At 70.9% G+C, this 22,689-nt stretch carries 16 protein-coding genes and 1 pseudogene; 8 read left to right on the top strand and 9 right to left on the bottom strand.

What is annotated here, in order from left to right; all coding sequences use genetic code 11:
• Window positions 1–19 precede the first annotated feature (19 nt).
• The 3 genes from ABZ893_RS10800 to ABZ893_RS10810 form a co-directional block, all read right to left on the bottom strand.
• Window positions 20–640: an MBL fold metallo-hydrolase gene (locus tag ABZ893_RS10800; RefSeq protein ID WP_361400079.1), complete on the bottom strand. Its 621-nt coding sequence runs from the start codon at window positions 638–640 to the stop codon at window positions 20–22.
• Complete coding sequence (locus ABZ893_RS10805) at window positions 637–1,722, bottom strand: S-(hydroxymethyl)mycothiol dehydrogenase (protein ID WP_361400082.1); 1,086 nt, start codon at window positions 1,720–1,722, stop codon at window positions 637–639. The genes ABZ893_RS10800 and ABZ893_RS10805 overlap by 4 nt, the downstream gene beginning before the upstream one ends.
• A gap of 203 nt (window positions 1,723–1,925) precedes the next feature.
• Window positions 1,926–2,741, bottom strand: coding sequence for an IclR family transcriptional regulator (locus ABZ893_RS10810; protein ID WP_361400085.1), 816 nt, complete (start codon window positions 2,739–2,741; stop codon window positions 1,926–1,928).
• 171 nt (window positions 2,742–2,912) lie between these two features.
• On the opposite strand from ABZ893_RS10810, the gene ABZ893_RS10815 reads away from it, so the two are divergent.
• The 3 genes from ABZ893_RS10815 (at window position 2,913) to glyA (ending at window position 5,853) form a co-directional block, all read left to right on the top strand.
• The gene (locus tag ABZ893_RS10815; protein ID WP_361400088.1) at window positions 2,913–3,233 is read left to right on the top strand and encodes a bifunctional 3-phenylpropionate/cinnamic acid dioxygenase ferredoxin subunit; all 321 of its coding nucleotides are present in this window, start codon (window positions 2,913–2,915) and stop codon (window positions 3,231–3,233) included.
• Window positions 3,234–3,265: 32 nt separating this feature from the next.
• Window positions 3,266–4,507, top strand: a complete 1,242-nt coding sequence (locus ABZ893_RS10820) for an FAD-dependent oxidoreductase (RefSeq protein WP_361400091.1) — start codon at window positions 3,266–3,268, stop codon at window positions 4,505–4,507.
• Between the two features lie 77 nt (window positions 4,508–4,584).
• Window positions 4,585–5,853: a serine hydroxymethyltransferase gene (gene glyA, locus ABZ893_RS10825; protein WP_361400219.1), complete on the top strand. Its 1,269-nt coding sequence runs from the start codon at window positions 4,585–4,587 to the stop codon at window positions 5,851–5,853.
• A gap of 345 nt (window positions 5,854–6,198) precedes the next feature.
• Here glyA and ABZ893_RS10830 read toward each other — a convergent pair whose 3' ends face one another.
• Window positions 6,199–6,627, bottom strand: coding sequence for a hypothetical protein (locus ABZ893_RS10830; protein WP_361400094.1), 429 nt, complete (start codon window positions 6,625–6,627; stop codon window positions 6,199–6,201).
• Window positions 6,628–7,057: 430 nt separating this feature from the next.
• Between ABZ893_RS10830 and ABZ893_RS10835 the strand changes: the two genes are divergently transcribed.
• The 5 genes from ABZ893_RS10835 to ABZ893_RS10855 all read left to right on the top strand — a co-directional run bounded on the left by ABZ893_RS10835 (window position 7,058) and on the right by ABZ893_RS10855 (window position 15,415).
• Window positions 7,058–10,183: a nitrate- and nitrite sensing domain-containing protein gene (locus ABZ893_RS10835; protein WP_361400097.1), complete on the top strand. Its 3,126-nt coding sequence runs from the start codon at window positions 7,058–7,060 to the stop codon at window positions 10,181–10,183.
• Window positions 10,180–10,620 (top strand): roadblock/LC7 domain-containing protein, encoded by a 441-nt coding sequence (locus tag ABZ893_RS10840; RefSeq protein WP_361400099.1) that lies wholly within the window; start codon window positions 10,180–10,182, stop codon window positions 10,618–10,620. The genes ABZ893_RS10835 and ABZ893_RS10840 overlap by 4 nt, the downstream gene beginning before the upstream one ends.
• 9 nt (window positions 10,621–10,629) lie before the next feature.
• Complete coding sequence (locus tag ABZ893_RS10845) at window positions 10,630–11,034, top strand: DUF742 domain-containing protein (RefSeq protein WP_361400102.1); 405 nt, start codon at window positions 10,630–10,632, stop codon at window positions 11,032–11,034.
• A 72-nt stretch (window positions 11,035–11,106) separates the two neighbouring features.
• On the top strand, window positions 11,107–14,826 hold the full coding sequence (locus tag ABZ893_RS10850; protein ID WP_361400105.1) for a hydantoinase B/oxoprolinase family protein: 3,720 nt from the start codon (window positions 11,107–11,109) through the stop codon (window positions 14,824–14,826).
• Entirely contained in the window at window positions 14,807–15,415 is a 609-nt protein-coding gene (locus tag ABZ893_RS10855) for an ATP/GTP-binding protein (protein ID WP_361400107.1), read from the top strand. Before ABZ893_RS10850 ends, ABZ893_RS10855 begins: the two co-directional genes overlap by 20 nt.
• A gap of 317 nt (window positions 15,416–15,732) precedes the next feature.
• Here the strand turns inward: ABZ893_RS10855 and glpK are convergent, their stop codons facing one another.
• From glpK to ABZ893_RS10880, 5 genes and pseudogenes are all read right to left on the bottom strand, one after another.
• Window positions 15,733–17,250, bottom strand: a complete 1,518-nt coding sequence (gene glpK, locus ABZ893_RS10860) for a glycerol kinase GlpK (protein WP_361400110.1) — start codon at window positions 17,248–17,250, stop codon at window positions 15,733–15,735.
• Window positions 17,251–17,431: 181 nt separating this feature from the next.
• Window positions 17,432–18,202: an MIP/aquaporin family protein gene (locus ABZ893_RS10865; protein WP_361400113.1), complete on the bottom strand. Its 771-nt coding sequence runs from the start codon at window positions 18,200–18,202 to the stop codon at window positions 17,432–17,434.
• Window positions 18,203–18,956: 754 nt separating this feature from the next.
• Window positions 18,957–20,476 (bottom strand): annotated as a pseudogene (locus ABZ893_RS10870) (EAL domain-containing protein); the annotation flags it as partial.
• Window positions 20,477–21,002: 526 nt separating this feature from the next.
• Entirely contained in the window at window positions 21,003–22,193 is a 1,191-nt protein-coding gene (locus ABZ893_RS10875; RefSeq protein WP_361400116.1) for a lipid-transfer protein, read from the bottom strand.
• On the bottom strand, window positions 22,190–22,612 hold the full coding sequence (locus ABZ893_RS10880; protein ID WP_361400119.1) for a zinc ribbon domain-containing protein: 423 nt from the start codon (window positions 22,610–22,612) through the stop codon (window positions 22,190–22,192). Before ABZ893_RS10880 ends, ABZ893_RS10875 begins: the two co-directional genes overlap by 4 nt.
• Window positions 22,613–22,689: the final 77 nt, after the last annotated feature.

A 22,689-nucleotide genomic window follows, 5' to 3' on the forward strand; every position in this document is an offset into this window, starting at 1 on the left:
TGGTGGGGATGGAATGGCCTTATGCGGCTGGTGTGTTGGCGCGCTCGGCGGCGATGGTCGTGTCCTGGCCGTGGCCGGTGTGGACCGTCGTGCCGTCCGGCAGGGTGAGCAGCCGGGCGCGGATGGACGCCACGATGGTGGGGGCGTCCGAGTACGAACGGCCGGTCGCGCCCGGGCCGCCGTGGAAGAGGGTGTCGCCCGTGAAGACGGCGTCGAGGGAGGGCACGTGGAGGCTGCAACTGCCCCATGAGTGCCCGGGGGTGTGCAGGACCCGGACGTCGGTGCCGGCGACGGTCAGGAGCATTCCGTCGGCCAGTTCCGCGTCCGGCTTGCGGTCCGGGTGGACCGTCTCCCACAGCTCGCGCTCGGCGGGGTGCAGGAGGATCGGGGCGCCGGTGGCGTCGGCCAGTTCGGCCGCGGCGCCGATGTGGTCGTCGTGCCCGTGGGTGCAGACGATCGCGGTGACGCGGCGCCCGGCGACGGCCGAGGTGATCGCGGCCGCGTCGTGCGCGGCGTCGACGATCAGGACCTCGGCGTCGTCGCCGATCAGCCAGACGTTGTTGTCGACGTCGAAGGTCTCGCCGTCGAGGCTGAACGTGCCGGAGGTGACGACACGTTCGGCGCGGACCCCGGAGCTCACAGGACCACCACCGAACGCAGCACCTCACCGCGGTGCATCTTCGCGAACGCCTCCTCCACCTGGTCGAGGGAGATCGTCTCGGTGACGAACGCGTTCAGGTCGAGCAGCCCGTACAGGTACTGGTCGATCAGGACCGGGAAGTCCCGGCTCGGCAGGCAGTCCCCGTACCAGGACGACTTGATGGAACCGCCGCGCGAGAACAGGTCGATGAGCGGGATCTCCACCTGCATCTGCGGGTCCGGCACGCCGACCTGCACCAACATGCCCGCGTGGTCACGCATGTAGAAGGCCTGCTTGTACGTCTCCGGGCGGCCGACCGCGTCGATGGCGATGTCGACGCCGAACCCGTCGGTGAGGGCGCGTACGGCCTCGATCGGGTCCGTGCCACGGGAGTTGACCGTGTGCGTGGCGCCGAACTTCTCCGCCTGGTCGAGCTTCTTGTCGTCGATGTCGACGGCGATGACGCGGCGCGCGCCGTTGAGGCAGGCGCCCGCGATGGCCGCGTTGCCGACGCCGCCGCAGCCGATGACGGCGACCGTGTCGCCGTTCTGGACGTTGCCCGTGTTCACGGCCGCGCCGTAGCCGGCCATCACGCCGCAGCCGATCAGGCCGGCTGCCTCGGGGCGGGCCGCCGGGTCGACCTTGACCGCCTGACCTGCCGCGACCAGCGTCTTCTCGGCGAAGGCGCCGATGCCGAGCGCGGGGCTGAGCGGGGTGCCGTCCAGGAGTGTCATCGGCTGCGTCGCGTTGCGCGAGTCGAAGCAGTACCAGGGGCGACCGCGTCGGCAGGAACGGCAGTTGCCGCAGGGGGCGCGCCAGGCGAGCACGACGTAGTCGCCCGGGGTGAGGTCGGTGACGCCGTCGCCGACCGCCTCGACGGTGCCGGCCGCCTCGTGGCCGAGCAGGAACGGGAAGTCGTCGTTGATGGCGCCTTCCCGGTAGTGCAGATCGGTGTGGCAGACCCCGCAGGCCTGCACCTTGACCAGGACCTCGCCCGGTCCGGGATCGGGGACGACGATGGTCTGCACCTCGACGGGTGCACCCTTCTTCACGGCGACGACGGCGCGGACCTCATGGGGCACGACCAAACTCCTTCGCTGTTGCGCAATGCACGATGGGTTGCGCGATGAGAGACATCTTGGAAACGCCATGAAGGCGCCGTCAAGGGGTTGAGGTGAAGGCTTGGCAAAACGAACCGCCGCCGCGAAGCCTCACCGGCACACAAAGAACGCGGGGCCAGGTTTCCCTGACCCCGCGTTCAGTAAGCGCGCTGTGCGAACTACGGCTAGAACCCGTATCCCATCCGCCGCGACAGCTCGTTCGAGGCGGCGACCGTGCGCTTGGCCAGCTCCGGAAGGTGCTCCTCGGTGAGCCGGTAGACGGGGCCCGACGTGCTGATCGCGCCGATGACCTTTCCGTCGTGCGCGAACACGGGCGCCGCCACCGCGGCGAGGCCGATTTCCAGCTCCTCGACGGCCACCGCGAACCCCTGCTCCAGTACGGCCTCCAGCTCGGCCCTCAGTGCCACCGCGCCGGTCGCCGTGTGCGGCGTGAAACGGGCCAGCTGCCGGGCGAGCAGTCCCTCGCGCAGCGTCGGCTGAAGGTGTGCGAGCAGCACCTTGCCGCTCGACGTGGCGTGCAGCGGAGTGCGCCTGCCCAGCCAGTTCTGCGCGGTCACGGACGCGGAGCCGCGCGCCTGCATGATGTTCACGGCGACGTCGTCGTCGAGGATCGCGATGTTGACCGTCTCGCCCAGCTCGTCGGCCAGCTCCCGGCAGACGGGCACGCCCTCCTGGGAGATGTCGAGCCGTACTGCCGCCGCCCCCGCGAGGCGCAGCACACCCGCTCCCAGGTAGTACTTCCCCCGGTCCTTCGCCTGCCCTACGAGGCCCCGGTTCTCCAGTACGCCGAGGAGCCGGAACGCCGTCGACTTGTGGACGTCCAGCTCGTCGGCGATCTCCGTGACGCCCGCCTCGCCGTGCCGGGCGAGGATCTCCAGAACGCTCACCGCGCGGTCCACGGACTGGACGGCGCCGGCCGCGCCCTTCGATGGTCTTTCCGCTGCCGTACCTGCTTCAGCCTGCGACTTCTTGCGGGTCATCACTCAACTCTCACCACCTGGCGACCCTTCGTCGGGTCGCTTCTTCGTGAAGCCCTTGACGCGATGGGCTCTCGACCGGATTCTGTTGCGTATAGCGCTTCCTCGTGCGCCATGCGAAACGCATGTTACCGAACAGTCCTTCGTCAGACAGTCCTGGACCAAGGGGGGCCCGTGATTCCCGTCTGCCGCATTGAAGACCTCCCCGAAGGCGGATCCGTCCGCATCGACACCGCACCGCCCATCGCCGTCTTCAACGCAGACGGTGAGCTGTACGCCATCGACGACACCTGCACCCACCAGGACGCATCCCTGTCCGAGGGTTATCTGGAGGGCTGTCTGGTCGAATGCCCGCTTCACGAGGCTTCATTCGATCTCCGTAACGGGCAGCCGACCTGCCTGCCCGCCCGACGCCCCGTACGGACCCACCGGGTGACCGTCGAAGACGGCATGGTCCACGTCCACCCGGCCGCCGAGGAAGGTACCGCCGCATGAGCACCGTCAACGGAACGAGGAGTGAGTCGGGCATGAAGACTGTCACCGTGGTGGGCGCCTCGCTCTCCGGCCTGTACGCCGCCCGCGAGCTGCGCGCCCAGGGATTCGACGGACGCCTGGTCATCGTCGGCGAGGAGACCCACCGGCCCTACGACCGCCCTCCCCTCTCCAAGGACTTCCTCACCGGCAAGGCCGGCGAGGACCAGCTCGCCCTCTCCGATGTCGACGAGACGCTGGAACTCGGCGCCGAGTGGATGTTCGGCGTGCGGGCCCGCGGGCTCGACTCGCGCGGTCGCACCGTCCTCCTGGAGGACGGCCGCACGGTCTCCACGGACGGCGTCGTCATCGCCACGGGAGCGAGCGCCCGCCGGCTGCCGGGCCCCGCGCTCATGGGCGTGCACACCCTCCGCACCCTGGACGACGCCCGCTCCCTGCGTGCCGCGCTGATCGAGGGCCCGAAGCGCGTGGTCGTGATCGGCGGCGGCTTCATCGGCGCCGAGACGGCGTCGTCGTGCGCCGGGATGGGCCACGACGTGACCGTCGTCGAGGCGGCGCCGCTGCCGCTCCTGCCGCAGCTCGGCCCCGAGATGGCCGCCGTGTGCGCGGGACTCCACCACCGCGGTGGCGTGGAACTGGTGACCGGCGTGGGCGTCGCGGCCCTCCACGGTGAACTCGCGGTCAACTCGGTGGAGCTCGCCGACGGGCGGATCCTCCCGGCCGACGTGGTCGTCGTCGGCATCGGCGCCATCCCCAACACCGGCTGGCTCGCCGGTTCGACGCTGGCGCTCGGGGACGGGGTCCTGTGCGACGACGGCTGCGTCACCGCGCTGCCCCAGGTCGTGGCCGTGGGCGACGTGGCACGCGTCGGCGGGGCGCGGGCCGAGCACTGGACGAGCGCGACCGCCCAGCCGCGCGTCGCCGTGCGCAACCTGCTCGCGGGCCGCACCGTCGAGACCGTGCGACCGCTGCCGTACTTCTGGTCGGACCAGTACAGCTCGCGCATCCAGTACGCCGGGCGCAGGCGGGACGGGGACCAGGTCCGCGTCGTCGAGGGCTCGGTGGACGAGGGCAGCTTCCTCGCCCTGTACGAGCGCGACGGGGTGACCACGGCGGCCATCGCCATCAACCGGCCGCGTCCGTTCACCAAGCTGCGCCGGGAACTTGCCCGCGCCGAGGCGCAGCCGGTCGTGGCGGAGGTCGCCGCCCAGCCGCTGGTGGTGGAGGTCGCCGCCCAGCCCGTGGTGGCCGAGGCCGCCCAGCCGGTCGCCCTGTGACGATGTCCGTCGCCTGCGTCGACCCGATCGAGCCTGTCCCCTCTTCTTCCTCGCACGCCGTCCTCCCTGGAGACCATGTGTCGCTCCTGAACACTCCGCTGCACGAGCTGGACCCGGACGTCGCCGCGGCCCTCGACGCCGAGCTGCACCGCCAGCAGTCCACCCTGGAAATGATCGCGTCGGAGAACTTCGCCCCGGTCGCCGTCATGGAGGCCCAGGGCTCCGTCCTGACGAACAAGTACGCCGAGGGTTACCCCGGCCGCCGCTACTACGGCGGCTGCGAGCACGTCGACGTCGCCGAGCAGATCGCGATCGACCGGATCAAGACCCTGTTCGGCGCCGAGTACGCCAACGTCCAGCCCCACTCCGGCGCCTCCGCCAACCAGGCCGCCCTCTTCGCGATCGCCCAGCCCGGCGACACCATCCTGGGCCTCGACCTCGCCCACGGCGGCCACCTCACCCACGGGATGCGCCTGAACTTCTCCGGCAAGCAGTTCAACGTGGTCGCCTACCACGTGGACGACGCCGGACTGGTCGACATGGCCGAGGTCGAACGCCTCGCCAAGGAACACCAGCCCAAGGTCATCATCGCGGGCTGGTCCGCCTACCCCCGCCACCTCGACTTCGCCGAATTCCGCCGCATCGCGGACGAGGTCGGCGCCCTGCTGTGGGTCGACATGGCGCACTTCGCCGGCCTGGTCGCCGCGGGCCTGCACCCCAACCCGGTGCCGTTCGCGGACGTGGTCACCTCCACCACCCACAAGACCCTCGGCGGCCCCCGCGGCGGCATCATCCTGGCCCGCTCCAAGGACTTCGCGAAGAAGCTGAACTCCGCGGTCTTCCCCGGCTTCCAGGGCGGCCCCCTCGAGCACGTGATCGCCGCCAAGGCCGTCTCCTTCAAGGTCGCCGCCTCCGACGAGTTCAAGGAGCGCCAGCAGCGGACCCTGGACGGCGCCCGCATCCTCGCCGAACGCCTCGTCCAGGACGACGCCAAGGCCGCCGGCGTGGACGTCCTGTCGGGCGGCACGGACGTGCACCTGGTCCTGGTCGACCTGCGCAACAGCGAGCTGGACGGCCAGCAGGCCGAGGACCGCCTCCACGAGGTCGGCATCACCGTCAACCGCAACGCCATCCCGAACGACCCCCGCCCCCCGATGATCACCTCCGGCCTGCGCATCGGCACCCCCGCCCTCGCCACCCGAGGCTTCACCACCGACGACTTCACCGAGGTCGCCGACATCATCGCCGAGGCCCTCAAGCCGCAGTACGACGCCGCCGCCCTCAAGGCCCGCGTCACCGCACTGGCCGACAAACACCCCCTCTACCCCGGACTGCGGGGCGAGTAAGGCACCCGTACTGCGGGACGCGTAGGCGCCCCGCGAGGACACCCGCCGCCGGCACCGGCTTCCGTGGCCGGCGGCGAACACATGGAGTCTTCGTTCACCGGGCGGCCGACGCGGGGCCTCGGGTGGTTTGTCTGCTGAGGTGTTGGCGCGGTGCCTGAGGGAGTTCGCCTGCGGAGGTTCCGGCGAGCTTCCTGGGCCAGTTCTCCACTGCACGTCGGGTGTGTCGCCTAACCCTTTGCGCCCACCGCGGTACCGGCGCGCGGCCTCAGTCAGGCCGCCGCTGGAGGCCTGCGCACTACCTGAACCGGCCCGCCCCGAGACGTACCGACGTAACCCGCCCCACCTCTATGTATGCGTCAACTGACGCGCGCCGCCGCGCCTGCGTATGCGTTCAGGGGCCGGACGGCCCTCCGCGCGGGCCTGCCGGCGTGCCTGGCGTCGCTCTCTGCGCAGCTGCCTCGCCGTGCTGTTCGGCGCGGACACCACACCGTTGCGCTGGTTCCACACCTGTCGCGTCACCCAGACGTCCAGAACGGCCCAGGTCGCCACGATCGTGCTTCCCACGCTGCTCAACACCATCGGGAAGGCCAGCCACGAGTCCGTGACGGTGCACAGGAACGCGATCACCGCCTGTATGAGCGTCAGCGCGACGATCAGTACTGCCCGCACCGCCGACCTCCGCACCGGGTCGGGCATCCTGCGCCGCCCGGCCGGCTCCTCGACCCACAACTCCCCGCGTCGCTCTGCTGTGCCCATCAGTTCGTCACTCCCCACCGCCGTCGCAGCCGACGCCCTGGGTGCTCCCGCACCGGGGCTCTTCGATGGCTGCCCGGATTGCGCCGCTTTACGCTGCCCGCTCGCACTGCGCGGGCTTCTCGCGTATCCCCTGTCTCGTCGCTCATGAGAAAGGACGAACGGAGACGCCGAAAGATTCCCCTCATAGCGAGAACATCACGCCGACCGGCGGAACGATCTATTCCGGCCAACTGCCGCCCAGGTACGGCCGGATGAAGCCGCATTCGGCGTGCGCGTTGGCGGGATGCAATCTCCCGTAATGACCGGACACATGGTGACGCCCTCCTCCTTCCGTCGGCGGACAGCATCCGGACAGCCCATCGAGATGCTCCCGCGTCAGTAGTAGGCTCGCGCCGTTTGTTGCCGCACATGTGTACCCCTGGTTACTGGGGTCGATCTGGGGGAGGCCATGCGCTTTCGCGGGAAGTCCATCCGCCGGAAGATCGTGGCGTTGCTCCTGGTGCCGTTGGTGTCCCTGACCGCCATCTGGGCCTTCTCCACGGTGATCACGGGTAGCGCCGCCATCCAGCTCCTGTCGTCGAAAAAGGTCGCCGATGAGATCGGTTACCCACTCGCCGACACCGCACGCATTCTCCAGAACGAGCGGCGCCAGACCCTCGTCTATCTGGCCGACCCCCGCGCCTCCGCCGCCCTCTCCGAACTGCGCAGCCGCCGCAGCGCCTCCGACGAGGCCATGGCCAGGATCAAGGCGAAGGCCGAGAACTCCGGTGTCCGCGGCGACATGAGCGGCGAATCCCTGCGGGACATCGCCACCGTCGTCGAGGGCTTCGACGGCATCGAGTCACTGCGGCGGAACGTCGACGAGGGCACCGTCACCCGCGCGCAGGCCCTCGACTTCTACAACCGCCTCATCGACCCGACGTACAGCTTCCTGTTCAGCCTGAACTCCTTCGACAACTCGACGATGGACCGCCAGGGCCGCGCCGTCATCGGCGTGCTTCGCGCCCGTGAACTGCTGTCCCGCGAGGACGCGTTGGTCGGCTCGGCGCTCGTCGCGCGCAGGATCACGCACAAGGAACTGCGCCAGATCTCCGACCTCGTCGCACAGCGTGACGTCCTGTACGAGACCACCCTCGCGCTGCTGCCCGACGGCGACCGTGCCGAGTTCGAGCGTTACTGGAAGAGCGCCGACACCGCGGCCCTGCGTACGGCGGAGAACACCCTCGCCGACTCCACGCCCGGCACGCCCAGGGGAGTCACCGCGCACGCGTGGGACGCCGCCTCGGGACCGGTGCTCGACGAGCTCGTCAAACGCGACACCGCCGCCGTCGAGCGCTACGAGAACCGGGCCCGCCCGATCGCGGTCGACGTCTTCCTGCAGGCCGGGATCGCCGGCGTACTCGGTCTGATCGCCCTGCTCCTCTCGCTGTTCCTGTCCGTCCGTATCGGCCGCGGACTCGTCCGTGACCTGCGACGCCTTCGCCTGGAGGCCCACGAGGCCTCCGGCGTCCGGCTGCCCAGCGTGATGCGCCGCCTCGCGGCCGGCGAACACGTCGACGTGGAGACCGAGGCGCCCCGCCTCGCCTACGACCGGAACGAGATCGGGCAGGTCGGCCAGGCTCTCAACACCCTTCAGCGGTCCGCCGTCGAGGCCGCGGTGAAGCAGGCCGAGCTCCGCCACGGCGTCTCCGAGGTCTTCGTCAACCTCGCCCGCCGCAGCCAGGTGCTCCTTCACAAGCAGCTCACACTGCTCGACGCGATGGAGCGCAGGACCGAGGACACCGACGAACTCGCCGACCTGTTCCGGCTCGACCACCTGACCACGCGTATGCGACGGCACGCCGAGGGCCTGGTGATCCTCTCCGGCGCCGCCCCGTCCCGCCAGTGGCGCAGGCCCGTCCAGCTCATGGACATCGTCCGGGCCGCGGTCGCCGAGGTGGAGGACTACGAGCGCATCGAGGTGCGCCGCCTCGCGCGCATCGCGGTCACCGGCCCCGCCGTCGCCGACCTCACCCACCTCGTGGCCGAACTCCTCGAGAACGCCACCGTGTTCTCGCCGCCGCACACCGCCGTGCAGGTAGTCGGCGAGCGCGTCGCGAACGGCTTCACCCTGGAGATCCACGACCGGGGCCTCGGGATGCCGGCCGAGGCGCTCCTCGACGCCAACCTTCGCCTCGCCGAGACGCCCGAGTTCGAACTCTCCGACACCGACCGGCTCGGTCTCTTCGTGGTCAGCCGGCTCGCCCAGCGCCAGAACGTCCGCGTCTCCCTCCAGGAGTCCCCGTACGGCGGCACGACCGCGGTCGTCTTCATCCCGGAAGTGCTGCTCACGGATGCTCCCGACACGGAGGGCGTCGGCTTCCGTCTCGACCGCCCGAACCGTGCCGCTCGGGCGGAGGCGTCCGGAACGCGGTCCTCGACCCTTTCCACTGCGGGCAGCCCGCTCCCGGGTCTTCCGGCCTCTCTCCTGGACGGTCCCGTGGAGCTGGAGGCACCGCTGACGGAGGCGGACCTCGCATCGTTCCCCGGGGCTCTCGAGGATGAGGACAGCGAGCGTGGTGGCCTCTTCCGGCCGCGCCGCCGCTCCGGTGGGCTCGCGGGCGAGCAGCACCAGCACGCGCGCGACGAGTTCGAGGACCGCATAGGTCCCGCTCCCGCGCCCGCCCCTGGTGCGGTGGACGGGCTCGTGCCCCTGCCGCGCCGCAGGGCACCCAAGCTCGTCAGCTCGCACGGCAGGCCCGTCACCCACACGAGGCCGGGCGAACCGGAAAGCCGCCGGTCCGGCGAGCCGGGCAGCCGCCGCACGGAGACGCCGCCGCTCGAGAGCGCGAGTGACGATGCCCCCGAGCCCGTGTCCCCGATCCGGGACACGGCTTCGATCCGGGACGCGGCTTCCTTGCGGGACGCGGCAGGGAACGCGTACCGCCCCGACGCCGACTCGGAGGGCCCGCGCGAGCGCCGCCTCAACTCGGCGTCCATGTCGGACCTGCCGCGCAGGCGCCCCAGGGCCGAGGCCGAGCCGGATGCCAAGCCCGCACGCACCTCTGGGCCGTCGCGCAACACCCCGCCCGGACCGGCACGCGACACCTCGCCGGCACCGGAGGGCGCCGCTCCCGCCGAGGCACACGCGGACGACGCTCCCGCGCAGCGACCGACGAGCGACCCCGCCCCCGCGCAGCGACCGGCGAGTGACGCCCCCGCGCAGCGGCCTGCGGGCAACACCCCCACGCAGCGACCGGCGAGCGAAGGCCCCGGACAGCGACCGGCGAGCGAAGGCCCCGGACAGGGGCGAGCAGACAACGCCCCCGCCCTAGGCGCCCTGCCCCGCCGCGTACGGCAGGCCAATCTCGCGCCGCAGCTCAAGGAAGGACCCGACCTGCGCGCCGCCGGTGCCGCGGGCCGGGAGGGGCCCAACCACTCGGCCCGCCCCGCCGATCGCGACGCCGAAGAGGTCCGCAGCAGAATGGCCTCGCTCCAGCGGGGCTGGCGCCGCGGCCGCGAGGAGAACGCCGCAGGCGACAACGCCTCCGACGGCACAGCACAGGGAACGACATCTGAGGGGGACGGTCGATGACCGAACCGAACGCCGCCGTACACACCGCCGCGAACGACGGTTCCGGCGAGCTGAACTGGCTTCTGGACGACCTGGTGGAGCGCGTCGCCGGCATCCGCAAGGCACTCGTGCTCTCCGGGGACGGCCTGCCGACCGGTGTCTCGAAGGACCTCACCCGTGAGGACAGCGAGCACCTCGCCGCCGTCGCCTCCGGCTTCCACAGCCTGGCCAAGGGCGTGGGCCGCCACTTCGAGGCGGGCAGCGTCCGCCAGACCGTCGTGGAGCTGGACGAGGCCTTCCTCTTCGTCACGGCCGCGGGCGACGGCAGCTGCCTCGCCGTCCTGTCGGACGCGGACTCCGACGTCGGTCTCGTCGCCTACGAGATGACCTTGCTCGTCAAGCGGGTCGGCGTACACCTGGGGACCGCGCCGCGTACCGAACCCTCCGCCGGTGGGTAGTGGTCCGGTATGAGCCCAGACGGGGAGTGGACGCGGGACAAGCACCACTGGTTCGACGACGACGCCGGACCGGTGGTACGCCCGTACGCCATGACACGAGGCCGCACCACCAGCGCGGGCCAGCATCGCCTCGACCTGATCGCGCTCGTCGTCGCGGAGGACCGCTCCGGTGACCCCGGCGCCGACCAGACGCTGTCCCCGGAGCACGTGGACATCGTCCGCCTGTGTCGTGAGCGACCCCAGTCGGTGGCCGAACTCGCCGCGGAACTCGACCTTCCGATCGGCGTCGTACGCGTCCTCATAGGCGACCTCGTCGACGCGGAACTGGTCCACGTGACCCGGCCCGTACCCCCCGCCGAACTGCCGGACGAGAGTATTCTGCGCGACGTGATCAACGGCCTCAGGGCGCTCTGACCCACGCGCACACCGAGGCCACATACGGGGGTGGGGACCAGGCGAGGACCGGGGCGAACAACGGAGACGCGCGTGACAGGCTGGGAGTTCTGGATCGATCGGGGCGGCACGTTCACCGATGTCGTCGCCCGGCGCCCCGACGGACACCTGCTCACCCACAAGCTCCTGTCCGACAACCCCGCCCGCTACCGCGATCCCGCCGTCGCCGCGATCCGCGAACTCCTCGACAGCGAAGGCGAGTCGGGGGCCGCACTGACGCACCTCGGCCCCATGGACTCGTCCCGCACGGACTCCACCCGCACCGGCTCCGCCCACATCGACACCACCCGTATCGACTCCGTCCGCATGGGCACCACCGTCGCCACCAACGCCCTCCTCGAACGCAAGGGTGAGCGCACCGCCCTCGTAGTCACCCGTGGCTTCCGCGACGCCCTGCGCATCGCGTACCAGAACCGGCCCCACATCTTCGCCCGCCGCATCGAACTGCCCGAGCTGCTCCACGAACGGGTCATCGAGGCCGACGAACGTATCGACGCCCAGGGAAACGTCCTGGTCCCGCTCGACACCGACGCCCTCGAGGCCGCGCTGCGTCAGGCGTACGACGACGGGATCAGGTCCCTCGCCGTCGTCTGTATGCACAGCCATCTGCACCCTGACCACGAACGGCAGATCGGCGCCGTCGCCGAGCGGATCGGTTTCCCCCAGATCTCGCTCTCCAGCGAGGTAAGCCCCCTCATGAAGATCGTCCCGCGCGGGGACACGACGGTTGTCGACGCCTACCTGTCCCCGGTGCTGCGCCGCTACGTCCGCCAGGTCGCGGACCAACTCGAAGGCGTACGACTGATGTTCATGCAGTCGAACGGCGGGCTCACCGAAGCCGGACAGTTCCGCGGCAAGGACGCCATCCTGTCCGGCCCCGCCGGCGGCATCGTCGGCATGGCCCGGGTGTCCCGCCTGGCCGGCTTCGACCGCGTCATCGGCTTCGACATGGGCGGAACGTCGACGGACGTGTCCCACTACGCGGGGGAGTACGAGCGGGTCTTCACCACGCAGATCGCCGGCGTACGACTGCGGGCGCCCATGCTGGACATCCACACCGTCGCGGCCGGTGGCGGATCCGTCCTCCACTTCGACGGCAGCCGCTACCGCGTGGGCCCCGACTCCGCGGGCGCCGACCCGGGCCCCGCCTCCTACCGCGCCGGCGGCCCGCTCACCGTCACCGACGCCAACGTCGCACTCGGACGCATCCAACCCGACCACTTCCCCCACGTGTTCGGTCCCGACGGCGACCTGCCCCTGGACGACGCCCTCGTACGAGACCGCTTCGCCGCACTCGCGCGCGAGATCCGCGAGCGGACCGGCGACGACCGCACGCCCGAGCAGGTCGCCGAGGGCTATCTGCAGATCGCCGTCGCCAACATCGCCAACGCCGTGAAGCGCATCTCCGTCCAGAAGGGCCACGACGTCACGCGCTACACCCTCACCACGTTCGGCGGCGCGGGCGGCCAGCACGCGTGCCGGGTCGCGGACTCGCTGGGCATCCGCACCGTCCTCGTACCGCCCATGGCCGGGGTCCTGTCCGCGCTCGGCATCGGGCTCGCCGACACCACCGCGATGCGCGAGCAGTCCGTCGAGGCACCCCTCGAACCCTCCTCCATGCCGCACATCAGGAAGACCGCCGACGACCTGGAGAGCGCAGCCCGCGCGGAACTCCTCGCCGAGAGCGTGCCCGAGACCCGTATCCGCGTCACCCACCGGGCCCAGCTCCGCTACGACGGCACCGACACCACGCTGACCGTGGAACTCACCGACCCCGACGCCATGCGCGCCGCTTTTGAAGAACGCCATCGCGCCACCTACTCCTTCACCCTCGACCGTCCTCTCGTCGTCGAAGCTCTTTCCGTCGAAGCCACCGGCCTCACCGCACCCCCCGATCTGTCCGCCCTGGCACCCCGTCCGACCGCACCCTTCGCTCCCGGCACGGCCAGGCTCCACACCGGCGGCGCCTGGCGCGACGTACCCCTGCATCGGCGCGACCGACTGCCGCCCGGCGAGAGCGTCGCCGGGCCCGCGATCATCGCCGAGTCCGGGTCCACGACGGTCGTCGACGACGGCTGGCGGGCGGCCGTGACGGACGACGGCCACCTGATCATGGAACGCGCGACGGTCACGGAGAGTTCCGACCTCGGCACCGCAGCCGACCCCGTTCTGCTCGAGGTGTTCAACAACCTCTTCATGTCGATCGCCGAACAGATGGGCGCCCGCCTGGAGTCCACCTCCCAGTCCGTCAACATCAAGGAGCGCCTGGACTTCTCCTGCGCCCTCTTCGACCCGGACGGCAACCTGGTCGCCAACGCCCCCCACATTCCTGTGCACTTGGGCTCGATGGGGACCAGCGTCAAGGAGGTCATCCGCCGCCGAGGCGCCGCCATGCGCCCGGGCGACACGTACGCCGTCAACGACCCGTACCACGGCGGCACGCACCTGCCCGACGTCACCGTCATCACCCCGGTCTTCGACACGGAGGGTGACCGAATTCTGTTCTACGTCGCCTCGCGCGGCCACCACGCCGAGATCGGCGGGATCGCCCCGGGCTCCATGCCGGCGGGCAGCCGCACCATCGACGAGGAAGGCATCCTCTTCGACAACTGGCTCCTCGTCGAAGGCGGCCGCTTCCGCGAGACGGAGACCCTGGACCTGCTCACCGGCGGCCCCTACCCGTCCCGCAACCCGCGCACCAACCTCGCCGACCTGCGCGCCCAGATCGCCGCCAACCAGAAGGGCGTCGACGAAGTCGCCCGCATGATCGACAACTTCGGGCTCGACGTCGTGCAGGCCTACATGAAGCACGTACAGGACAACGCCGAGGAAGCGGTGCGCCGCGTCATCGACGCACTCCAGGACGGTGAGTTCGCCTACGAGACCGATTCGGGCGCCGTCATTCGCGTACGCGTGCGCGTGGACCGCGAAAACCGGTCCGCGACCATCGACTTCACCGGCACGTCACCCCAGCTCGCCACCAACTTCAACGCGCCCTTCGCCGTCGTCAACGCGGCCGTCCTGTACGTCTTCCGCACGCTCGTGGACGATGACATTCCCCTCAACGACGGCTGTCTGCGCCCCCTGCGCATCATCGTCCCGCCGGGCTCCTTCCTCGCCCCCGAGCCGCCCGCCGCCGTCGTCGCCGGCAACGTGGAGACCTCACAGGCCATCACCGGCGCCCTGTACGCGGCCCTGGGCGTCCAGGCCGAGGGCTCCGGAACGATGAACAACGTGACCTTCGGCAACGCGGACCACCAGTACTACGAGACCGTCGCCTCCGGTTCCGGAGCAGGCGAGGGCTTCGACGGCGCACCCGTCGTACAGACCCACATGACCAACTCGCGCCTCACTGACCCCGAAGTCCTGGAGTGGCGACTGCCAGTCCTGCTGGAGGAGTTCGCGGTGCGGCGCGGCAGCGGAGGCCCTGGACAGTGGCGCGGGGGAGACGGCGCCGTCCGCCGCCTCCGCTTCCGCGAGCCCATGACCGTGTCCACCCTCTCGCAGCACCGCCGAGTCCCGCCGTACGGCATGGCGGGCGGCGCCCCCGGAGCCCTCGGTGCCAACTCCGTCGAGCACGCCGACGGGACCGTCACCCACCTCGCAGGCAGCGACTCGGCGGACGTGCTCCCCGGCGACGTACTCGTCATCGAAACCCCCGGAGGCGGCGGATACGGTCCGCCGCCCGCCGCGAACCATCACCGCGACAGCGGTGAGGCAGGAGAAGAGACCCATGATCTTCGGGCGTTCTGAGCGCGCCAAGGCCCCCGTGGAGCCCGTCACGCTCAAGATCCTCGTGGCCGGCGGATTCGGCGCGGGCAAGACGACGCTCGTCGGGGCGGTCAGCGAGATCAAGCCCCTGCGCACCGAGGAGCTGCTCACCGAGGCGGGCCGCCCGCTCGACGACCTCACGGGTGTCGAGGGCAAGAACACCACCACCGTCGCCATGGACTTCGGCCGGATCACGCTCCGCGAGGATCTGGTGCTCTATCTGTTCGGCACCCCCGGGCAGGATCGTTTCTGGTTCCTGTGGGACGAGCTGGCGACCGGTGCCCTCGGAGCCGTCGTCCTCGCCGACACCCGCCGCCTGGAGGACTGCTTCGCGGCCATCGACTACTTCGAACGGCGCTCCATACCCTTCGTCATCGGCGTCAACTGCTTCGAGGGGTCGGCCCGTTACCCGGCGGAAGCCGTGCGTCAGGCCCTCGACCTTGACCCCGGCACACCCGTCCTGCTGTGCGACGCCCGGGACAAGGAGACCGTCAAGAACGTCCTCATCGGCGTCGTCGAACACGCGATGACCCTGGGTACGCGGAGCCGCCAGCCGGTCACCACGACCTGACTGCCGGACCCGTCGCACGGGAACGGCCCGCACCCTCGCCGACCGGGGTGCGGACCGTCGTCCACGCGCGCGTGGGGCCACGCCGGGCCCACGCGCCCTCCTGCAACGGGCTCAGGCCCACGCGCCTCTCGCAGCTGACGCGAGCCGCTTCTCAGGGCCACCTCGCACTCTGGCGGGCCACGCGTCGGGCCTCACGCGCCTGTCACGACCGGCGCGAGCCACCGGTCACGACCGGCGCGAGCCACCCGTCAGAACCGGCGCGAGCCACCCGTCAGAACCGGCGCGAGCCACCCGTCACAACCGGCCCCAGCCGCCCCTCACACCCCGTCCTCGTGCCATCCGAAGCTCTTCTCGACCGCCTTGCGCCAGTTGCGATACTCGCGCTCACGGGCCTCGCCGTCCATGGCCGGCGTCCACTCCGCGTCGCGCTGCCAGTGCGCCTTGAGCTCGTCCAGGTCGTTCCACACCCCGGTCGCCAGCCCGGCCGCGTACGCGGCGCCCAGGCACGTCGTCTCCGATACCCGCGGCCGGATCACCGGCACCCCGAGAACGTCCGCCTGATGCTGCATCAGGAGATTGTTCTTGGTCATGCCGCCGTCGACCTTCAGCGTCGTGATCCGCACACCCGAGTCCTGGTACATCGCGTCGACGACCTCGCGCGTCTGCCAGCTCGTCGCCTCCAGGACCGCCCGCGCCAGGTGCGCCTTGGTCACGTACCGGGTCAGGCCCGTGACCACGCCCCGTGCGTCCGAACGCCAGTACGGCGCGAACAAGCCGGAGAACGCGGGCACGATGTAAGCGCCACCGTTGTCGTCCACGCTCGCCGCGAGTGTCTCGATCTCGTCGGCCGACCGGATGATCCCCAGCTGGTCACGGAACCACTGCACCAGCGCCCCGGTGATCGCGATGGACCCTTCGAGGCAGTAGACCGGCGCCTCGGAGCCGATCTTGTACCCCATCGTCGTGAGCAGCCCGTTCTTCGAAGGAACGGGCCGGTTCCCGGTGTTGAGCAGCAGGAAGCTTCCCGTGCCGTACGTGTTCTTGGCCGTCCCCATGTCGTAGCAGGCCTGTCCGAAAACCGCCGCCTGCTGGTCGCCGAGCGCGGACGCGACCGGCACGCCCGCCAGTTGCCCCACGGCCGTCCCGTAGACCTCGGCCGACGACCTGATCTCCGGAAGCATCACTTCCGGCACGTTCATCGCCGAAAGGATCGCCGGATCCCACTGGAGCGTCGCCAGGTTCATCAGCATGGTGCGGCCCGCGTTGGTGACGTCGGTGACGTGAACACCGCCGTCCGTGCCGCCCGTCAGGTTCCAGATGAGCCAGGAGTCGATCGTGCCGAACGCGATCTCGCCCCGCTCGGCGCGGGCGCGGAGCCCCGGCATGTCGTCGAGCAGCCAGGCAGCCTTGGGCCCCGAGAAGTAGCTGGCCAGGGGCAGACCGGTCTGCTCGCGGAAACGGTCCTGCCCGTCCGCACCGCCCAGTTCGTTGCACAGGGCGGAGGTCCGGGTGTCCTGCCACACGATCGCGTTGTGCACGGGTCTGCCCGTGGCCCGGTCCCACAGGACCGTCGTCTCGCGCTGGTTGGTGATGCCGAGCGCGCTCAGGTCGCCCGCCCGCAGTCCCGCCCTGGCGAGCGCGCCGGCCACCACGGCCTGCACCTTGGCCCAGATCTCCGTCGCGTCGTGCTCCACCCAGCCCGGCTTCGGGAAGATCTGCCGGTGTTCGCGCTGATCCACGGCGACGATCTCGCCCGCGTGATTGAAGATGATGCAACGGCTCGACGTGGTGCCCTGGTCGATGGCGGCAACGTATTTCACATTGTTGTCGGGCATGTGACTCCCCTTCGTCGGAGGTCCCCGTGGCCGGGGATGCGATGGCGATGCGGCGGCGGACCGACTGCGACGCGCCGGCTTCGACGCGCCGGCGGACCGGGTTGCGATGTGGCCGCGGACCGGGCTGCGACGTGGTGGCGTTTCGGCCGTGGTCCGAACGCCGCGCGCGGATGTGCCGCCGTCAGAACGCCAGGTTGTAGATGACCCCGGCCAGCGCGCCGCCGATCAGTGGTCCGGCCACCGGCACGATGGCGTAACTCCAGCCCGATGTCCCCTTGTTGGGGATCGGCAGGAACGAGTGCACGATGCGCGGACCGAGGTCGCGCGCCGGATTGATGGCGTACCCCGTCGGCCCGCCGAGCGAGAGACCGATGCCGACGACGAGCAGGGCCACGATCAGCACCTGTGTGCCGGACTCGCCGAGCCCCTTCGTGAGCCCGAACGCCAGGATCGGCAGCACCAGCGCGATGGTCGCGATGATCTCGGTGAGGAGGTTTGCCACCCGGTTGTCGATCTCCGGGATCGTGGCGAAGATCCCGAGCGTCGGGGTGGGCCCGGCATCCTCCGCTTCTGCCTCGTCCTCCGCTCCGCCCTTGCCGGCTCCCGACGCGACGTTGGCGTTGAACTGCGCCAGATAGACGAGATACGCGAGTACGGCGCCCAGCATCGCCCCGACCATCTGGCCGAGGATGTAGATCCAGACCTTGTCCCACTTGCCGGTGTCCACGGCGATGCCGATCGTCACGGCCGGGTTGAGCTGCCCGCCGGACAGGGGCGCGGCGGTGTACGCCCCGGCCAGGACCGCGAAGCCCCAGCCGAACGAGATGACCACCCAGCCGGAGGCTCTCGCCTTCGAATACCTGAGCGTGACCGCGGCGCATACGCCGGCGCCGAACAGAATCAGGATCGCCGTACCGATGACCTCACCGACGAATATGTCCCCATTGCTCATGGCGGCTCCTAGGCCCTCGCCCGGAGCGCTACGCCCCGGTCCTCAGTGCAGGGTGCGTTTCCCATGGCTGGTGCTGGTGCTGGTGCTGGTGCTGGTGCTGGTGTGGCTGCGACGTTTCCGGATGCGGCTGTTCCGGCTGTGCCCGTTCCGGCTGTGCCCGTTCCGGCTGTGCCCGTTCCGGCTACGACTGTTCCGTTGCGAGTGTCCGTTGAGAGTGTTCCGGGCTGCGACGGTTGCGGTGGCGACGGTGCTGACTGCTACGGGCCTACGGCGAAGGGGGCGCGCGCCCCTGCCTTGTGCCCGCGACACGTGTTCCCCGACAGCCGGATCGCCCGCATCGCCGTGGGGAGAAGGCCCTGACCTGCCCATACGTGACGGCAGGAGCCCGACGGCCGGGCAGGGACCCGGAGCGGCGGTGGGACGGCGTGCGGCGAGGCCGACTGACACCCGGAAGTGTTCACCGGCGGTGATGGAGCGTCAAGGTCGCGGACGGGAACGGTTGAGCGGGTCCGACGGTGCCGGACCGCGACCGGATGAGCCTGCTGCCGCCCGGCCGGATTCCGCTTTGGCGTCGGCCGCCGATTCCGTTTCCGGCGTCGCCGGTCTCCGGTGCGCGCCACAGAGGTGGCTGCCGCTCCCGGCCCGGATGGCGCTTCAGCCCCGACGGTGACGCCACCCCGTATGCCCCGCTCGCCGCGCACGACGCCCCCACTGCCGAACCACCTCGCCCCGCGTACCCTGCCGCCGCACCCTCACCCCGCGACACCTCATGCCCCGTCGCCCCCGAGCGCCCGACGACCCAACTCGCCCCGGTCAGCGCCTTGGCAGCTTGCTTCAGCGGCGCGGCGAAGCAGCCGCCTGCCGGTGATCGGCGACGCTGCCCGCCGCGCGCAGCACAGTGGCCAGCGACAGCGAGACGGGCTGCCCGCCTGCCGCCCAAGCCACGTCGAGGACCGCCGACGCCAGCGATCGAGCCCGTCCAGATCGGCCAGGACCAGAAAGTCGTCACCGCCGATATGGCCGACCTGGGTCGTCCCCGACGCGGCCCGCTCCAGCGGCCGCCCCACCTCACGGATCAGCTCGTCACCGGCCGCGAACCCCGCCCCGTCGTTGACCTGCTTGAACCCGTAGATGTCCAGCCAGCTCAGCGCGAACCCACGCCCCTGCACGATCCGCCGGTCCACCTCACCCGTGATCGCGTCCGAACCGGGCAGCCGCGTCAGCGGATTGAGCGCGGCGGCCTCCTCGACCCGGCTCTCGGCGAGCGCGCGCACCAGATCGGCGAGCCGCACGATGCCCACACACCGCCCTCGCCTGTCGACGACCACGACATCGTCCGCCGCCGGGCTGCGCTCAACGTCCGCGAGTACGTCGAGGACCTCCCAGGCCGTGGCGTCCACCCTCACCGTGCGCGGCCGGCCGGTCGGAATAGAGGGCGTGCCCGTAACGCCCCGACAGCGACAGCAGAATGCGGTCCCGCTGCACCGAACGCACCGACGCGCCCGCCGCGTTCACCAGCAGCACGCTCGACACGTCGGGCGACCCGGTGGGCAGCGCACGGACCCGCCCCGCCGACGCCGACCCTGGCAACAGCGGGGCGGGCCACACGAATTGACGCACCGGCGGCCCCGAAGGCGGCGGCGACGGCACCGGGGGAGTGAGTTCCGATACATACACGTCGGCAGCGGGCAGCCGCGAGGGCGGCGCGAACAGGTCGCCCTGCGCACGCTGCGCCCCCATGCCCTCGCACAGCGTCCGCATCGCCCGCACGGAAGCGCCCCGCGACAACGTCGACGGATCGAGCTTCACGAGCTCCGGCGCCAGATCGACCAGCAGCCGCAGCGGTACGCCACCGTCCCCGACCCCGCCCGCACAGACCCGGAAGCCCTTGCCGCGCAGCACCGCGACTCCCTCCACGAGAGCCCGCTGCGGTACGCGGGCGAACGGTGCACCGACGTCGACCGTCACCTCCCAGGGCAGCCGGCCCACGTCACGCACCGTGTCCCGCAGCGCGGCGAGACCTCCGAGATCAGCCACCGTCCCGGCGAACACATTGACGTGCAGCGGCAGCAGCGTCTCCCGTTGCGCCGCCGCCGCCGCCGCACGCACGGCGAGCGCGGCGATCCGGCCGTCCAGCTCGGGGTCGCGCCGGGTCTGCGCCAGCACGTCTCCGGCTTCCGGACGGGCCAGTATCTCCAGGGCCGCCACTGCTCCCGTCGCCACATTGATGACCGGCTGAAAGGCCAAACGGAGATCGTCCGTCCAGGAAAGCACGGAAGCATGATGGCGCTCCGGCCGCGCCCCCAGGCCCAGTTAACGAGCTGTTCCCGCACCCTTTCCGGCCGAACGCGCAGCGTACGCATCCACCGCGCGGGCGGCCCGCGTCGGCCGCCACCACCTGGTCACCGGCCGGATGACCACCCGCCACTACCTGGTCGCAGACCGCCCCCGCCGCAAGCACCTCGTCAGCGAACGACTGCCAGCCACAGTCGCCTCGCCAACGAACAGCAGAGGCCAGCCGCACCCCCCTTCACTGAAGAGCACCCGGCCCCACTCGCCCCGTCGTCATACGGGTGCCCGCCGCCAGCAGCTCGCCAACGAACAGCGGCGGCCACCCGCACTAACCCCTTCACCGAAGACCGGCCGACCCCATTCGCCCCGTCGTCATACGGGCGCCCGCCGCCAGCAGCTCGCCAACGAACAGCGGCGGCCAGCCGCACTCACGCCCTCACCGAAGAGCGGCCAGCCGCACTCGCGACTCGCCCCGTCACACCAAACGGCCGGCCGGCCGCAGGCCCCGTCACCGAACCGCAATCACCGACGACCCATGCCCGAACAACCCCTGATTCGCCGTGATGCCCGCGCGAGCGCCCGCCACCTGCCGGTCACCCGCCGCCCCGCGCAGCTGCCACGTCAGCTCACAGACCTGGGCGATCGCCTGGGCCGGAACCGCCTCGCCGAAGGACGCGAGCCCACCGCTGGCGTTCACGGGTATGCGACCGCCGGGCGCCGTCGCCCCCTCTCTCAGGAGCTTCGCGGCCTCGCCCTCACTGCACAGCCCCAGATCCTCGTACCACTGGAGTTCAAGCGCCGTCGACAGGTCGTACACCTCTGCGAGCGACAGGTCCTCCGGCCCGATCCCGGCCTCTTCGTACGCGGCGCGCGCGATGGAGGCGCGGAAGCTGACGCCCGTCGGCTCCACGGCCACCGCCGAGTCGGTCGCGATATCGGGCAGGTCGAGCACAGTGTTCGGATACGTCGGCGTGACCGTCGACACGGCACGGATGCGGACCGGGTCGCTCACCCCGTGCCGGCGCGCGAAGTCCATGCTGCACAGCACCAGCGCGGCAGCCCCGTCGGACGTGGCGCAGATGTCGAGCAGCCGCAGCGGATCAGCGACGATCGCCGAGGCGGCCACCTCCTCCGGAGTCACGGTCTTGCGGTACCGCGCGTTCGGATTGAGTGCGCCCGCCGCCGCGTTCTTCACCTTGACCTGGGCGAAGTCCTCCAGGGTGTCCCCGTGGACGGCCATTCTGCGGCGCGCGTACAGCCCGAAGTACGCCGGATTGGTCGCGCCGAGCATCCGGAACCGCAGCCAGTCCGGGTCGTCGGCCCGGTCACCGCCCGCCGGCTTGAAGAACCCCTTGGGCGCCGCGTCGGCACCCACCACGAGCACGACGTCGGCGAGCCCCGCGAGGATCTGCGCGCGCGCCGTGCTCACCGCCTGCGCCCCCGAGGCACATGCCGCGTACACGCTCGTGACGCGTGCGCCCTGCCAGCCCAGCGCCTTGGCGAACGTCGCGCCCGTCACGTATCCCGGATAGCCGCCGCGCACGGTGTCCGCGCCCACTATGGAGCCCACGTCCCGCCAGTCGAGCCCGGCGTCGGCGAGCGCCGCCCGCGCCGCGACCACCCCGTACTCGACGAAGCTGCGTCCCCACTTGCCCCACGGGTGCATACCCGCGCCGAGCACCGCCACGTCGTCCGTCATGCCGCCACCCCCGTCGGCCGCCAGTGCCACGTCGTCCAGGTCGTCTCCCCGTCGTCGTTGAGCACGCCGGGCACGACCTCCACCTCCATGCCGACCTCCAGGTCGGCCACGGTGGTCCCCGGAACCGCCTGCCCGAGCACCACCAGGCGCTCCGCCTCCAGCTCCACAGCGAGCAACGTGTAGGGCTCCCACGGAAGTTCCGGGTCCGACACATAAGGTGCCGGAGGCCGGTACCGGCTGTCGGTGTACGACCAGATCCGGCCGCGCCGGGAGAGCGGCACGCTGACCAGCTCCCCTCCCGAGCAGCCGGGGTTGCGGCAGAAGGTGTCCTCGCGGGGGAAGAAGACCGAGGCACACGCCGAGCAGCGGGTGCCCAGCAGATGGAAGTCCTCTCCCTCCCCGGTGAACCAATCGGCCACGACAGGTGTACGCGTACTCGACAAGGCGCCTCCCGCACTGGATCAGACGACGCCACCAGAACCCCAGCAGATCTGAT

The organism is Streptomyces sp. NPDC046821, from assembly GCF_040645335.1.
Taxonomy (GTDB): domain Bacteria; phylum Actinomycetota; class Actinomycetes; order Streptomycetales; family Streptomycetaceae; genus Streptomyces.